General features: G+C 55.2%; 11 protein-coding genes. 5 read left to right on the top strand and 6 right to left on the bottom strand.

Annotated features, from left to right (window positions below; all coding sequences use genetic code 11):
- Positions 1–20: 20 nt before the first annotated feature.
- Both argB and argC read right to left on the bottom strand, forming a co-directional pair.
- The gene (gene argB, locus AC2FCQ_RS19965; RefSeq protein ID WP_209639992.1) at positions 21–794 is read right to left on the bottom strand and encodes an acetylglutamate kinase; all 774 of its coding nucleotides are present in this window, start codon (positions 792–794) and stop codon (positions 21–23) included.
- A gap of 29 nt (positions 795–823) precedes the next feature.
- Positions 824–1,828: an N-acetyl-gamma-glutamyl-phosphate reductase gene (gene argC / locus AC2FCQ_RS19960; protein WP_490308910.1), complete on the bottom strand. Its 1,005-nt coding sequence runs from the start codon at positions 1,826–1,828 to the stop codon at positions 824–826.
- Between the two features lie 216 nt (positions 1,829–2,044).
- On the opposite strand from argC, the gene argE reads away from it, so the two are divergent.
- On the top strand, positions 2,045–3,190 hold the full coding sequence (gene argE / locus AC2FCQ_RS19955; protein ID WP_209639995.1) for an acetylornithine deacetylase: 1,146 nt from the start codon (positions 2,045–2,047) through the stop codon (positions 3,188–3,190).
- Positions 3,191–3,575: 385 nt separating this feature from the next.
- Positions 3,576–6,212, top strand: coding sequence for a phosphoenolpyruvate carboxylase (ppc, locus tag AC2FCQ_RS19950; RefSeq protein ID WP_209639998.1), 2,637 nt, complete (start codon positions 3,576–3,578; stop codon positions 6,210–6,212).
- Between the two features lie 101 nt (positions 6,213–6,313).
- On the opposite strand, the gene metF is transcribed toward ppc, so the two are convergent.
- The 3 genes from metF to metB all read right to left on the bottom strand — a co-directional run bounded on the left by metF (position 6,314) and on the right by metB (position 11,036).
- Positions 6,314–7,210, bottom strand: a complete 897-nt coding sequence (gene metF / locus AC2FCQ_RS19945) for a methylenetetrahydrofolate reductase (protein ID WP_265556737.1) — start codon at positions 7,208–7,210, stop codon at positions 6,314–6,316.
- 227 nt (positions 7,211–7,437) lie between these two features.
- Positions 7,438–9,873 carry a bifunctional aspartate kinase/homoserine dehydrogenase II gene (locus AC2FCQ_RS19940; protein WP_209640004.1) on the bottom strand — a complete coding sequence of 812 codons (2,436 nt, stop codon included), beginning with the start codon at positions 9,871–9,873 and terminating at the stop codon, positions 7,438–7,440.
- A gap of 2 nt (positions 9,874–9,875) precedes the next feature.
- Positions 9,876–11,036 (bottom strand): cystathionine gamma-synthase, encoded by a 1,161-nt coding sequence (metB, locus tag AC2FCQ_RS19935; protein ID WP_490308904.1) that lies wholly within the window; start codon positions 11,034–11,036, stop codon positions 9,876–9,878.
- A 317-nt stretch (positions 11,037–11,353) separates the two neighbouring features.
- Between metB and metJ the strand changes: the two genes are divergently transcribed.
- Entirely contained in the window at positions 11,354–11,671 is a 318-nt protein-coding gene (gene metJ, locus AC2FCQ_RS19930) for a met regulon transcriptional regulator MetJ (protein ID WP_012147461.1), read from the top strand.
- 77 nt (positions 11,672–11,748) lie between these two features.
- Here metJ and rpmE read toward each other — a convergent pair whose 3' ends face one another.
- Entirely contained in the window at positions 11,749–11,964 is a 216-nt protein-coding gene (gene rpmE / locus AC2FCQ_RS19925; RefSeq protein WP_209640010.1) for a 50S ribosomal protein L31, read from the bottom strand.
- A gap of 198 nt (positions 11,965–12,162) precedes the next feature.
- Here rpmE and priA point away from each other — a divergent pair, with 198 nt between their 5' ends.
- The gene (priA, locus tag AC2FCQ_RS19920; protein WP_490308903.1) at positions 12,163–14,358 is read left to right on the top strand and encodes a primosomal protein N'; all 2,196 of its coding nucleotides are present in this window, start codon (positions 12,163–12,165) and stop codon (positions 14,356–14,358) included.
- Positions 14,359–14,647: 289 nt separating this feature from the next.
- Positions 14,648–15,676, top strand: coding sequence for a DNA-binding transcriptional regulator CytR (gene cytR / locus AC2FCQ_RS19915; protein WP_490308902.1), 1,029 nt, complete (start codon positions 14,648–14,650; stop codon positions 15,674–15,676).
- The last annotated feature ends 3 nt before the right edge of the window (positions 15,677–15,679 follow it).

Genomic DNA, 15,679 nt, shown 5'->3' with positions numbered 1-15,679 from the left:
TTTCCTTTTTAATTCTAAATTTAAGCGAGGATCCGGGTGCCAATTGACACGCCGTTAAACAGTGCAGGAAGCTGATCGGCATGGCGCCAACTGGCGATATCTACCGGGCGACCGAGGGTGCGGGCCGCATCGAGCGCCGCATTCACCTTCACCACCATACCATCAGTGATGATGCCCTGGGCAATCAGTTGTTCCGCTTTTTGCGCCGTCATTTCTGCGATGCGTTGCCCTTTACCGTCGAGGATGCCACTGACATCCGACAGCAGGATCAAATCCGCACCCAGCGTCGCGGCTAAAGCCGTCGCCGCCTGATCGGCGTTTACATTCATCAACTGCCCATCGGCAGTAATACCGATGGAGCTGATCACCGGCAAATAACCGGCGCCCAGCAGGGTATTGAGCAGCGCCGGGGAGCCCGGTTGCGCGTTACCAACGTGTCCCAGCGCCGGATCAAGCGGGGTCACGGTGACGCTGCCGCCATCTGCCAGGCTCAGGCCCACGGCATTAATCTGGTGCTTGACCGCCCATGCCAGCAAGGTTTTGTTGGCAGTGCCCGCCAGCGCGCCAGTGATGATGCCGATCTGATCGGCCGGGGTCACACGCAGGCCATTTTTTTTCACCACCGGCAAAGAAAGCTGTTTCATCAGCTCATCCACCACACAACCGCCGCCGTGGACGATCACCAGCGGGCGCTGATGCTGCTGGCGGTAGCTGTCCAACGCAGTAAACAAACGCTCCAGCGCCTCTTCACTGTCTAATAACACGCCACCTAACTTGATAATTAACGGATTCATCGCTGTTTACATCCCACGCTGGTGATTCATTAAAGTAATGACTGGGTTTCCGGGAACCCAAAACGGATATTCAAGCATTGCACCGCCTGAGCGGCAGCGCCTTTCAACAGGTTGTCTTCCGCCGCCACAGCAATCAGATGCTCGCCTTGTACGGCAAAGCCGATATCACAGAATGGCAGCCCGACCACCGACTTCAGCGCCGGCACGCCCTGGTCGTACAACCGCACCAGCGGTTTATCGTCGTAAGCAGCGTGATATACGGCGGCCACGTCCTGCGCGGTCACACCGGCGTTAAGGCGGCAAGTGATGGTTTCGAGAATACCACGCGGGAAATTACCCAAATGTGGCGTAAAGATGACCGGCACGCCCAAGTGCGCGACGATTTCTGGATGATGACGGTGGTTGAAAATACCGTAGGGCTGCAGGCTCACTTCACAGAAGCTGGTCGTGACGCTGGCCTTTCTGCCGGCACCGCTGACGCCACTGGTCGCGTTGATCACTGGCCACTGCTCAAGGTTCAGCAAACCTTGATCGATCAGCGGCTTCAACGCCAATTGCGCCGCCGTCGGGTAGCAACCCGGTACGGCAATCAGCTGTGCCTGTTTAATTTTTTCGCTCTGCCACTCAGCCAAGCCATAGACAGCCTGGTCCAGCAAATCAGCGTGCTGATGTTCAAAACCGTAATATTGGCTGTAGAACGCGGCATCTTTCACACGGAATGCACCCGACAGATCGAACACCACGCAACCTGCGGCCAGGAAAGCTGGCGCAATATCGTGACTCACCTCGTGTGCCGTGGCCAAAAACACCACGTCGATACCTTCGGCGGCTTTGGCAACGTCAACCAGCGGCTGTAATGGTAGATCGACAATCCCTTTTAACTGGGGGTGCAAATCGGAAAGCAATTTTCCTGCATCTGCACTTTGCGCTGAAACCGCTAAAGCGGTTATGTTCATGTGTGGGTGACGATTGAGGTACGCCGTGAGCTCTGCTCCGGCATAACCGCTGGCACCGACAATCAGCGTATTCAACATGGGGCCTTTCACCTTCTTGACGTGCGTAGGGTCGTATTCGACCCAGGTTTCCAGGCTCACCAGCGTTGTTTCGCCGTTCACCCACGAGGTCGAGCGTTGATGTTTTTATAATCATCCGGGAATCGGGTTCCCTTACGCTCCAGCTTACTGTATTTTTATTCACAATAAATGCATGAATATTGATACCAACCTAACCAAAGGCTGTCAACAGTGAAGATGAAATTACCTCCATTTATTGAGCTGTACCGGGCGTTGATCGCCACTCCGTCGATCAGCGCCACTGATGGCGCCCTCGATCAGAGTAATGAAGCATTAATCAACTTGCTGGCCGGATGGTTTGCCGATTTAGGCTTCCGTGTCGACGTGCAGCCAGTGCCGGATAGCCGCAAAAAATTCAATCTGCTGGCGAGCATTGGTGAAGGCAGCGGCGGCCTGCTGCTCGCGGGTCATACCGATACCGTGCCTTACGACGAAGGCCGCTGGACGCGCGATCCCTTCACGTTGACCGAGCACGACAATAAGCTTTACGGGCTGGGCACCGCCGACATGAAAGGCTTCTTTGCCTTTATTCTGGATGCGGTACGTGACATCGACGCCAGCCAACTGACCAAGCCGTTATACATTCTAGCCACCGCAGATGAAGAAACGACGATGGCCGGAGCACGTTATTTCGCGGCTTCAACCAGCATCCGTCCAGATTTCGCTATTATCGGTGAACCGACCTCACTGCAACCGGTGCGCGCGCATAAAGGCCATATGGCCAATGCTATCCGTATCGTCGGCCAGTCTGGCCACTCAAGCGATCCCGCACGCGGCGTGAATGCCATCGATCTGATGCATGACACTATTGGCCGTCTGATGGAACTGCGTAAAACACTGCAGGAGCGCTACAACAACCCAGCCTTCGCCGTACCTTATCCAACCATGAACTTCGGTCATATCAGCGGCGGTGACGCAGCCAACCGCATTTGCGCCTGCTGTGAACTGCATCTGGACATCCGCCCATTGCCAGGTATGACGCTCGACAACATCAATGAATTGATGCATCAGACACTGGAGCCGGTGAGCCAGCGTTGGCCGGGGCGCCTAAGCATTGAAGAGCTCCATGCGTCGGTACCGGGTTACGAGTGCCCAACCGACCATCATATGGTGGCGGTGATCGAGAAACTGCTGGGTACCCGCACGCAAGTGGTCAACTATTGCACCGAGGCCCCCTTCGTCCAACAGGTCTGCCCGACGCTGGTGCTGGGCCCCGGCTCTATCGACCAAGCGCATCAGCCAGATGAATACATTGATACCGGCTTTATCGAACCCACGCGCAAGCTGCTGGGTCAGTTGGTTGATCACTTCTGCCGCCAATAAACCTTACGTAGGCCAGGGTTGATGATTTATCATCGCCCTACCACTTAAGAAGTAGAAAATAATGAAATAAGCCAGACTGATAACCGGTGCGCCGTAATTAAATTTCAGAAAACGCGCCGATTTTGATGTTTTTTTGCTAAAAATAGTGTCAATTGACGATTGGACAGGAACGTGGCGAGATGAAACAGGCGCTCTTCGCCTGGCACGTGAAATTTACTTACAAGATAAAAATCATCTACCCAATAGATTTCAGGACACAGTCACGCGGCTAACACGTAAATCCCCTGGAGCCTGGATCAACCCAGTGACAGAGATGGGAGCGTGAAGCCAACGCTGCTGCGGCTTGAAAGATGAAGGGTAAATACAGAACTGGGTCAGGGGTTATATGAACGAACAATATTCGGCAATGCGAAGTAATGTCAGTATGCTCGGCAAATTGCTCGGCGATACCATCAAAGAAGCGCTGGGCGAGCATATTCTCGATCGCGTTGAAACTATCCGTAAGCTTTCCAAATCTTCACGTGCAGGTAACGAAGCGCATCGCCAAGAGCTGCTTTCTACCTTACAAAACCTGTCCAACGACGAGTTGCTGCCCGTTGCGCGTGCATTCAGTCAGTTTCTCAATCTGACGAACGTCGCCGAGCAGTACCACAGCATTTCGCCCAATGGCGAGGCGGCCAGCAACCCAGAGGCGCTGGCCCAGTTATTCACTCGTCTGAAAGACAAAAAGCTCAGCACCAAAGAGCTGCAAAATGCGGTATCTCAGCTTTCCATCGAGCTGGTGCTGACCGCGCACCCGACGGAAATTACCCGCCGCACCCTGATCCACAAGCTGGTTGAAGTTAACACTTGCCTCAGCCAACTGGACCATAACGATCTGGCCGATTACGAGCGCAACAAGATCATGCGCCGCCTGCGTCAATTGGTCGCCCAGTCATGGCATACCGACGAGATCCGTAAGCATCGCCCATCACCTATCGATGAAGCGAAATGGGGCTTTGCGGTAGTCGAAAACAGCCTGTGGGAAGGTGTGCCTGCCTTCCTGCGTGAATTCAACGAACAGTTGGAAAACTCCATCGATTACAGCCTGCCGGCAGAAGCCGTACCGGTACGCTTCACCTCCTGGATGGGCGGTGACCGCGATGGCAACCCCAATGTCACTGCCGAAATTACCCGACACGTGCTGCTGCTGAGCCGCTGGAAGGCCTGCGACTTGTTCACCCGCGATATTCAGGTGCTGGTGTCTGAGCTGTCGATGACCGAATGTACGCCAGAACTGCGTGCACGTGCCGGTGGTGACGAAGTGCAGGAGCCGTACCGCGAGATCATGAAGCAGTTGCGCAGCCAGCTGATGAGTTCTCAGGCTTATCTGGAAGGCCGCCTTAAAGGCGAGCGTGTACTGAAACCGCATGACCTGCTGGTCAATAACGAGCAACTGTGGGAACCGCTGTTTGCCTGTTACCAGTCACTGCAGGCTTGTGGTATGAGCATCATCGCCAATGGCCAGTTGCTCGATACCTTACGCCGCGTACGCTGCTTTGGTGTCCCCCTGGTGCGTATCGATGTTCGCCAGGAAAGCACACGCCACACTGAAGCTATCGCCGAACTGACGCGCTATCTCGGCCTGGGTGATTACGAAAGCTGGTCGGAAGCCGATAAACAGGCATTCCTGATCCGCGAACTGAACTCCAAACGCCCGCTGGTACCGCTGAAGTGGGAACCGAGCGCCGACACCCAGGAAGTGCTGGAAACCTGTCGGGTGATCGCCGAAGCCCCCCAGGGATCAATCGCCGCCTACGTGATTTCCATGGCTCGCACCCCCTCTGACGTGCTGGCGGTGCATCTGTTGCTGAAAGAAGCCGGCTGCCCATTCGCGCTGCCAGTCGCACCGCTGTTCGAAACCCTCGACGACCTGAATAACGCCGACGACGTGATGACCCAGTTGCTGAATATTGACTGGTACCGCGGCTTTATCCAGGGCAAACAGATGGTGATGATTGGCTATTCTGATTCGGCGAAAGACGCCGGGGTAATGGCAGCATCGTGGGCGCAGTACCGCGCGCAAGATGCGCTGATCAAAACCTGTGAGAAGGCTGGCGTGGCACTGACGCTGTTCCACGGCCGCGGTGGCTCAATTGGCCGTGGCGGTGCACCGGCGCATGCGGCATTGCTGTCGCAACCGCCGGGCAGCCTGAAAGGCGGCCTGCGCGTCACCGAACAGGGTGAGATGATCCGCTTCAAATTTGGTCTGCCGGAAGTCACCATCAGCAGCCTGGCGCTTTACACTGGCGCAATTTTGGAGGCCAACCTGTTGCCGCCGCCAGAACCGAAGAAAGAGTGGCGCACGTTGATGGATGAGTTGTCAGACACCTCATGCAACATGTACCGCGGCTACGTACGCGAGAATCCGGAGTTTGTGCCATATTTCCGCGCTGCAACGCCGGAATTGGAGTTGGGCAAACTGCCTCTGGGCTCACGTCCGGCCAAGCGCAAGCCAAACGGCGGCGTAGAGAGCCTACGCGCTATCCCGTGGATCTTCGCCTGGACTCAGAACCGGCTGATGCTGCCCGCCTGGCTGGGTGCCGGTGCCGGCTTGCAAGAAGCGGTAAAAGCCGGCAAGCAGGATCAATTGGAAGCGATGTGCCGCGACTGGCCGTTCTTCTCTACCCGCATCGCGATGCTGGAAATGGTCTTCGCCAAAGCAGACCTGTGGTTAGCGGAATACTACGATCAACGTCTGGTCGATAAGTCACTGTGGCCACTTGGCAAACAGTTACGCGACCAATTGGCGAGCGACATCAAAGTGGTGCTGACAATCGCCAATGATGCACACCTGATGGAAGATCTGCCGTGGATCGCCGAATCCATCGCGCTGCGTAACGTGTATACCGATCCGCTGAACGTACTGCAGGCTGAACTGTTACACCGTTCACGCCAGCAAGAACAGCCAGATGCCCGCGTTGAGCAAGCGCTAATGGTCACCATTGCCGGCGTTGCCGCCGGGATGCGCAATACCGGCTAGGTTAAGCGACAAAGTACGGCCCCTGCTTTCAGGGGCCGTTTTTTTCCAATAAAAAGGGCGCTGTCATTACACAGCGCCCTTTTCATCATTCATCAATAAAATTAGGCAATAGCCGCCGGACGCACACCCAGCGTGTGGCAAATGGCATAACTCATCTCGGCGCGGTTCAGCGTATAGAAATGGAAGTCTTTCACCCCTTCGCGGCTGAGGATCTTCACCATGTCCATCGCGATATTGGCACCGACCATTTTGCGGGTTTCGGCATCGTCATCCAGCCCTTCAAACATGCTGGTCATCCAGCTCGGCACCCGCACGTTGGTCATGGTGGCAAAACGCTGTAATTGCTTGAAGTTGGACACCGGCAGAATGCCCGGCACAATTTCCACGTCAATGCCGGTCGCAACGCAACGGTCACGAAACCGCAGGTAGCTTTCCACATCGAAAAAGAACTGGGTAATCGCACGGTTCGCACCAGCATCGATTTTACGCTTCAGGTTAATCAGGTCCGCCTGCGGGCTTTTGGCTTCTGGATGCACTTCAGGATAAGCCGCAACCGAAATGTCGAAATCGCCGACATCTTTAAGCAAAGCCACCAAATCGGTAGCATACATGTCGGGCTTTCCGCCGCCCGGTGGCAAGTCACCACGCAGGGCCACAATATGGCGAATACCGCTGTTCCAATAGTCGGTCGCAATCTCACGCAGCTGATCTGGGCTGGCATCGATACAGGTCAGGTGGGGAGCCGCATCCAGGCCTGTACGATCCTTAATCCCTTTGATAATGCTATGGGTACGATCACGCTCACCGGAGTTTGCGCCATAAGTCACAGAGACAAATTTAGGTTTCAGGCTGCTCAGACGATCGATGGACTGCCACAGGGTGTCTTCCATCTCGCTGGTGCGCGGCGGGAAGAACTCGAATGATACGTTAATCTGACCGTTTAACTCCGCCAGACTCTGATTCAGCGCTTCCCGCTGGTTTGCGTGAAAAAAACTCATACCCTGTCCGCCTCTTATCGATCACTGTTCTGCTTTATTTTAATAAGCGTCTATACGTTTAGACGTCTAGATAGAAAATGCCGTATGTTGGCTAAAGAGTCAACAGGAAAATGAGGGAAATAAGGTGATTAATCCTCACCCGTTAAGAGAAAGAATTTCATATTCAAAACAAGGATAATTATGGCAGGAAAAACGAGGGGTGCGGAGGCTCCGCACCCACAAGGAAATTAAAGCAGTTGCGCCAAACGGTTAAGGTCTGACTGGATCGCACCGGCGGTGACATCACGACCCGCACCCGGACCGCGGATCACCAGTGGATTGTCTCGGTACCAACGGCTTTCGATGGCAAACACGTTATCACACGGCAACAGCGACGCCAGCGGGTGCTCAGGACGCACTGCCTCCACGCCGACACGCGCCTTGCCATTGGCATCGAAGCGCGCCACGTGTCGCAGCACCAGCCCCATTTCATTGGCGGCCTCAAAACGTTGCAGCATTTGCTGATTCAGCGCATCGCCGTTTTCGAAGAACTGATCGACAGAGCCCTGTTCAGCCCCTGCAGGCACCAGCGATTCGACGCGGACCTGGTTCGGTTCAATATCGTAACCCGCCTCACGCGCCAGGATCACCAACTTACGCATCACGTCCTGACCAGAGAGGTCAACCCGTGGATCCGGTTCTGTCAGCCCCTGCTGCCACGCCTGATCCACCAGCTCGGTGAACGGCACCGTGCCGTCGAACTGCAGGAACAACCAGGAAAGCGTACCCGAGAAGATGCCGCTTATCGCCAGAATGCTGTCACCGCTGTCGCGCAGGTCTCGTACCGTATGATTGACAGGCAGGCCCGCACCAACCGTGGCGTTATACAACCAATGGCGGCCCGTTTTGGCGAAGGCATCGCGAATTTGGCGATAGTTGTCGCTACAGGATGCCCCCGCAAGCTTATTGGCACTGATCACATGGAAACCATAGCTGGCGAAATCCAGATACTGCTCAGCCAGACTTTCACTGGCGGTGACATCAAGCACCACCAAATCGTCAAACGGGTGCGCACGCATCCACAGGAACAGTGACTCTTCGTCCAGTTCTTGCGCTTCGTCTTCAAAGAATGCCAATGCGCGGCTGGCGTCCAGGCCATCGTAGTTCAGCAAGCTGCGGCGACTGTCCACCACGCCAGCCAGGCTGAACTCAAACCCGCTGCGGGCGGAAATATTTTTCTGCTCGCGGGCAAACAGCTCCAGCCAACGTGCACCGATATTGCCTTTGCCGAACAGCACCAGACCAATACGTTTCTCGGCACGGAACAGGCTTTGGTGCAGGCCCTGAATCAGTAACCCGGTAGGCCCCTTGCGCAGCACCGCCACCATACTGATGCCATCTTCGGACTGCCAAATAAACTCTACCGGTTGGTCTTTCAGCTGTTGATAAAAACGATGGCTGTGCAGCGGGTTCTTACACACACCGGCCCCCACCAGCGCCACCAGCGCCAACCCTTCACGCAGCTGCAGTTCACCCGGCAGCGCCGTATCCTGCAACGTACGCAGTACGCTGTTCACCACTTCCGAGGTGTAGCATAGCTGTATCAAGTTACGGTCCGGATGAATACCTACCGCCAGCGGTTTGATCTGCGCACGCTTGAGCACCAGATCCAGTTCTTTCTGTGCCAGCTTAAAATCATGTTGGCTGGCAACATTCAGCTCAATCAGGCACACATCATCATGACTGGTGACAATCTTCGCCCCCGTGCCAGAAGCGAGTACACGTTCGATACGCGTTGAGCCTTGTTCCGGCTGATAACTGCAACGCAGTTGAAGATCGATATCGCTACCGGATACCGGCTGCAGGGTGCGGGTGTGCAGCACAGGTGCCGCCAAACGCGCCAGTTCACTGGCTTCGTCCAAACGCAGCAGTGGCAGCAGGCAAGCGTCTTTTACCTTGCGCGGGTCGGCGCTGTAAACCCCTGCCACGTCACTCCAAATGGTCACGCGTTCCGCCCCGGCCAGCGCACCGACCTGGGTTGCAGAATAGTCACTGCCGTTACGCCCCAACAGCACGGTTTCACCGGCGTCGTTGCGTGAAATAAAGCCGGTCACCACCAAACGTTTACCCGGGTGTTGGGCCAACAACTGTTGCAACAACGGATAAGAACGGCCTTCGTCAACTTGCGGCTGAGCGGCGCGTTCCGCACGCAGGAAATCGCGCGCATCCAGCCAGGCCGCCTGCATGTCCAGCTTGTTCAGTACCGCTGCCATCAAGCGTGCCGACCAGATCTCGCCATGGCCAACCACCTCAGCGTAGATGACGTCGTCGAGCTTATCGTCCAGCAAGACTGCCAGACGCTCCAGATCCTGAATAAATTCGGCGATCAATGGCTCAGCGGTTTCCGGCGGTAACAGACCGCTTATTAATTCGCTGTGATAACGGCGTAACGTCTGCTGAACCTGATGTGCAGAAAGGCGATCGCTCTGGCTGAGCTTCAGCCAGCTGATCAGTTGGTTGGTGGTACTGCCGGCCGCCGACACCACCATCATGTCGCCTGGCTGGCTGTATTCGGCCATGATCCCGGCCACCCGCAGATAACACTTCACATCCGCCAGGCTACTGCCGCCAAACTTGTGCAGTTGACGCCCGCTCACCGGCCCTGCTACCGCAATTGCATTCATGCTTACCTCGTTGCCGCCGCCTGGAAGGCTCGTTCCAGATCGGCAATCAAATCTTCACTGTCTTCAATACCCACGGAGATACGCAGCAGGCTTTCGGAAATACCGGCCGCCGCACGGGCTTCCGCCGCCATACCTGCATGGGTCATGGTCGCTGCATGCGAGATCAGGCTTTCTACGCCGCCCAACGATTCTGCCAGAGTAAACAACTCAAGGGCAGACAGAAAACGGCGCAATAGCGCTTCGTCACCGTCCAGTTCAAAGCTGAGCATCGCGCCAAAGCCGCGTTGCTGACGACGTGCAATCTCGTGCCCAGGGTTCTGTGGCAGAGAAGGATGATACAGCTTTTTCACTAAGGGTTGCTGCTGTAAATAACTGACAATCGCTTCGGCGTTTTGTTGCGCTGCCTTAATGCGTGGTGACAGCGTACGCATGCCACGCAGCAGTAAATAGCTGTCGAACGCACCACCCGTCACGCCGATATTATTGGCCCACCAGGCCAGCTCAACCGCCAGATCTTTATCTTTGGCGATGACCGCTCCGGCCACAACGTCAGAATGACCATTGAGATACTTGGTGCAGGAGTGCACCACCAAATCCGCCCCCAGGCTGATAGGCTGCTGCAATGCCGGGCTGAGGAAGGTATTGTCCACCACCGTTAGCGCACCTGCTGCATGGGCAGCGTCACAAATAGCGGCGATATCCACCACCCGCAATAGCGGATTACTTGGGCTTTCAATCAGTACCAACTTGGGCTTTTGCGCCAACGCCTGCTGTAATGCCGTTTCATTCCCCTGATCGACAAACAGCACGCGGTAAACACCACGCTTACTCAGGCTGTCGAACAGACGATAGCTACCGCCATAACAGTCATGCGGAGCCACCAGAAGATCGCCGGGTTGCAGGAACACGGTCGTCACCAGATGGATCGCCGACATCCCGCTACTGGTCATCACGGCCCCAGCCCCCCCTTCCAACTCGGCCAGTGCACGCTGCACCACATCGCGTGTCGGGTTACCGCGGCGTGAATAGTCATGAGCACGAGGCTGATTGAAGTCAGTAAAATTATAGGTACTGGATAGGTGGATCGGCGGAACAACGCAACCGTACTGTTCGTCATCGTTCAGGCCGCTACGTACGGCAATCGTGGCAGGTTTACGCGTCATAGGGTCTCTCGGCTCTCGGGATTCGGATGAATAAGGCCTAAAGATTAATCGCAGCAACGATAGACGTCAATACATCTGGACATCTAAACTTCTTTGCGTATAGATTGAGCAAAGCCATAATACCCGCTAAAATTATGCCAGTTTGATATGACGATACGATGTTAACCCGGAATGCATAGGCGACACCTATTGATCGTCAGCATTCAGTGACCCTGGTCGCGTAAAATTGACATTTATTTAGTGAGAACAGTGAAGATCGGGCATAATTGGCCGGTTTTTAGAATTTTGTAATTTTTCTGACAAATTTAAGGTGTCCCATGGCTGAGTGGAACGGCGAGTATGTCAGCCCTTACGCTGAACACGGTAAAAAAAGCGAGCAAGTAAAAAAAATCACGGTATCCATTCCGCTGAAGGTTCTGAAAATCCTCACCGATGAACGGACACGTCGCCAGGTCAATAACCTGCGTCATGCCACCAACAGCGAATTGCTGTGCGAAGCATTTCTGCACGCCTTTACCGGCCAGCCGCTGCCGAACGACGAAGACCTGCGCAAAGAACGCAGCGATGAAATCCCGGAAGCCGCGAAACTGCTGATGCGTGAATTGGGTGTGGATCCCGATACCTGGGAATATTAAGTGCCGGTCTGCGAATGCAGAGGGTAGAAACGAAAAAAGGCGCCGAAGGCGCCTTTTTCATCTGACGATAAGAAATCTTATTTCTTAGCGCCTGGTACGCTGAAACGCTTGTTGAAGCGGTCAACGCGGCCACCGGTAGCAACGTCACGCTGCTTGCCAGTGTAGAACGGGTGGCATTCGCCACAAACGTCCAGGTTCAGATCGTGACCCACGGTAGAGCGGATTTTGATCACGTTACCGCAAGAGCAGTTAGCAGTAACTAATTCGTATTTTGGGTGGATACCTTGTTTCATGGGAAACCTCAGTTAAGGCCGTGTCGCTATCCAGCCCTGTTTCGCCAGACACCACACGTGGTTGATAATAAATTTGGTATCGAATTATACCAAAGGCGGCAAATTATACAGAATTAAAAGTGCCGCGCAATCGGATCCGTACATTTGCCGATGCGCCGTGTAAACTGATGGACTGTTTTTTTTACTCTGGATGACCTCATGCCTGTTGTTCACGTTGCTTTGCCGGTACCCCTCGCCCGCACTTTCGACTATCTGCTGCCGCAAGGTCTGCAGCCGGTAGTTGGCGCACGCGTGGGCGTTCCCTGGGGCAAACAACGGGCAATAGGTATCGTCACTGGCTGTAGCGAGACCAGCGAATTACCGCTGGATAAACTCAAGCCGATCGACAGCGTGATCGACAATGCGTCCCTGTTCTCAACCAGCCTGTGGCGTATTCTATGCTGGGCCAGTGACTATTATCATTACCCCATCGGCGAAGTGCTGTTTCACGCACTGCCGATCCTGCTGCGCCAGGGAAAGCCCGCCGAAACCGCGCCATTATGGCAGTGGTTTGCCACCGAGCAGGGCCGTGCCACCCTACCGGAAAGCCTGAAACGTGCGCCTAAACAGCAACAGGCCCTCGCCGCGCTGCTGCAGCGTCCTGTCTATCGTCATCAGGTCAGTGAGCTGGAGTTAACCGAAAGCGCGTTGCAAGCGTTACGCGCTAAGGGATTAGTCGACTTACGCGCCCAGACAGTCGCAACTCAGGACTGGCGGCCAGGCTTTGAAGTACTGGGTGAACGGCTGCGGCTCAACACCGAACAGGCCACGGCCGTAGGCGCCATCCGCAGCGAAGACGATCAGTTCGCCACCTGGTTGTTGGCCGGGGTCACGGGTTCCGGCAAGACTGAAGTCTATCTCAGCGTGCTGGAAAACATTCTGGCCAAGGGTAAGCAAGCGCTGGTACTGGTGCCGGAAATCGGCCTGACGCCGCAGACCATTGCCCGCTTTCGCGAGCGCTTTAACGCCCCGGTGGAGGTACTGCACTCCGGCCTCAACGACAGCGAGCGACTGGCGGTATGGCTGCGCGCCCGCAGTGGCGAGGCAGCGATTGTCATCGGCACCCGTTCGGCGCTGTTTACCCCGTTTTCAAACCTGGGCGTGATCATCATCGACGAAGAACACGACAGTTCTTATAAACAGCAAGAAGGGTGGCGTTATCACGCTCGCGACCTGGCGGTATTCCGTGCCCGTGAGGAAAACATCCCCATGGTGATGGGCACCGCCACGCCGGCGCTGGAAACCTTGCACAATGTGCAACTGGGCAAATATCGCCAGCTTAAACTCACCCAGCGCGCCGGCAACGCCAAACCCGCGACGCAGCACCTGATCGATCTGAAAGGCCTGCCTCTAAAAGTGGGTCTGTCGCAGCCGTTGCTGAAAAGCATGCAACACCATTTGAAAGCCGGCAATCAGGTGATGCTGTTCCTTAATCGACGCGGCTACGCACCGGCGCTGTTGTGCCATGAATGCGGCTGGATCGCCGAATGCCAACGTTGCGATCATTACTACACCTTTCACCAGAACCAGCGGCAACTGCGCTGCCACCACTGTGACAGCCAACGCCCCGTGCCCCATCAGTGCCCACAGTGTGGATCAACGCATCTGGTGTCAGTCGGTGTCGGCACCGAGCAGTTGGAAAATGAGCTGGCGCCACTGTTCCCGGAAACGCCAATCACCCGTATCGATCGCGATACCACCAGCCGTAAAGGCTCGCTCGAACAGCACCTGGCAGATATCCACCGTGGCGGTTCACGCATTTTGATCGGCACTCAAATGTTGGCAAAAGGCCACCATTTCCCAGATGTAACGTTAGTGGCACTTCTGGACGTTGACGGTGCACTGTTCTCCGCTGACTTCCGGTCCGCCGAGCGCTTTGCCCAGCTGTATACCCAGGTTTCAGGCCGAGCAGGCCGCGCGGGGAAACCGGGTGAGGTGTTGTTGCAAACACACCACCCGGAACACCCGTTACTGCAAATACTGCTTCAACAGGGCTACGATGCCTTTGCCAAACAGACACTGGCAGAACGCAATAGTGTGTTCCTTCCGCCGTATACCAGCCATATCATCGTGCGCTCGGAAGATCACGATAACCAGCAGGCGCCGCAATTCCTGCAGCAACTGCGTAATCTGTTGGAAGCCAGCCCACTAAAAGATGATTCGCTCTGGGTGATGGGGCCAGTTCCTGCACTGCAATCGAAACGCGGTGGGCGCTTCCGCTGGCAGCTCTTGCTGCAACACCCTTCACGGCGGGTGTTACAACAGTTGATGAAGAGTTCCTTGCCACTGGTCGGCACTCTGCCACAGGCACGTAAGGTGAAATGGACGCTAGACATCGATCCGATAGACAGCTGAACCCAGAAAAGTCTGATTCAGTTCATGCAATGCAAACGTTTACCCTTGAAATTGCGAGCGAACGCTAAAAAACCTTCCTGGGTCACACTTTTTATGCAAATTAGGTAACAAAGGCAGGACATATTCTGTTTAGAATGTCTGTGAAGGCAATTTTGTCACCGATTGCAGCACCGTGACCGAATGTTTAAGCGCGGATGGCGCTAAATCATAACAACACCACCGCACGCCAGAATTTGTGAGCAAACTGAAGCAGTCGCGTTGGCATGGGGCTAACGCAAGGAGAAAGGCGTTGGAACACAAGAAAGAATTATCCATGGCAACCATGAAAGACGTTGCCGAAATGGCGGGCGTTTCAACGGCAACCGTATCGCGTGCGTTGATGAATCCGGAAAAGGTGTCAACGCCGACGCGTCAGAAAGTGGAACAGGCCGTGCTGGCCGTTGGCTATTCTCCCCACGCCCTCTCCCGTAATATCAAACGCAACGAATCCCGCACCATCCTGGTGATCGTCCCCGACATTTGCGATCCGTTTTTTGCCGACGTGATCCAGGGGATCGAGCAAACAGCGGCGCAACAGGGCTATCTGGTGCTCATTGGCGACTGTGCGCAGCAAAATCAGCAGGAACGCACCTTTGTTAATCTGATTATTACCAAACAAATCGACGGCATGCTGCTGCTCGGCTCAAACTTACCCTTCGATGCCAGTAAAGAAGAACAACGTAATCTGCCACCGATGGTGATGGCCAACGAGTTTGCTCCGGAACTGGAACTGCCGACGGTACACATCGATAATCTTACGGCAGCCTTCGAAGCCGTACATTATTTACATCAGCTCGGACACAAACAAATCGCCTGTGTCGCCGGGCCTGAACAGATGCCGCTCAGCCATTATCGGTTGCAAGGTTACATTCAGGCGCTACGTCGTAATGGCATTAGCGTCGAAAGCAGCTATATTACCCGGGGTGATTTCACCTACGAAGCCGGCGCTCAGGCGCTGGCGGCGCTGATGGCACAGCCAAAACCACCGACGGCAATTTTCTGCCACAGTGACGTCATGGCGATCGGCGTGTTGTCGCAGGCGAAAAAAATGGGGCTGCGCGTACCGCAAGACCTTTCCATCGTCGGCTTTGATGACATCAAATTGGCGCAATATTGCGATCCACTGTTAACCACAGTGGCTCAACCGCGCTACCAGATTGGCCAGCAAGCAATGCTGTTGCTGTTGGAGCAGTTGCACGGACAGACCGTGGCAAGCGGCTCCCGGCTTTTGGACAGTGAATTGATTATCAGAGGCAGCACCGCTGCCCCTAAACGCTAGTCA

The organism is Serratia sp. CoH_134_PS_4, from assembly GCF_058190535.1.
Note: the sequence above shows the minus strand (reverse complement) of the source record. Positions and strands in the feature narration are given on the sequence as shown.

Coding starts and splice junctions, on each gene's coding strand:
- metF (WP_265556737.1), bottom strand. CDS start 7,210: ATGAGTTTTTTTCACGCAAACCAGCGGGAAGCGCTGAATCAGAGTCTG.
- rpmE (WP_209640010.1), bottom strand. CDS start 11,964: ATGAAACAAGGTATCCACCCAAAATACGAATTAGTTACTGCTAACTGC.
- AC2FCQ_RS19940 (WP_209640004.1), bottom strand. CDS start 9,873: ATGAATGCAATTGCGGTAGCAGGGCCGGTGAGCGGGCGTCAACTGCAC.
- argC (WP_490308910.1), bottom strand. CDS start 1,828: ATGTTGAATACGCTGATTGTCGGTGCCAGCGGTTATGCCGGAGCAGAG.
- argE (WP_209639995.1), top strand. CDS start 2,045: ATGAAATTACCTCCATTTATTGAGCTGTACCGGGCGTTGATCGCCACT.
- metJ (WP_012147461.1), top strand. CDS start 11,354: ATGGCTGAGTGGAACGGCGAGTATGTCAGCCCTTACGCTGAACACGGT.
- argB (WP_209639992.1), bottom strand. CDS start 794: ATGAATCCGTTAATTATCAAGTTAGGTGGCGTGTTATTAGACAGTGAA.
- priA (WP_490308903.1), top strand. CDS start 12,163: ATGCCTGTTGTTCACGTTGCTTTGCCGGTACCCCTCGCCCGCACTTTC.
- ppc (WP_209639998.1), top strand. CDS start 3,576: ATGAACGAACAATATTCGGCAATGCGAAGTAATGTCAGTATGCTCGGC.
- metB (WP_490308904.1), bottom strand. CDS start 11,036: ATGACGCGTAAACCTGCCACGATTGCCGTACGTAGCGGCCTGAACGAT.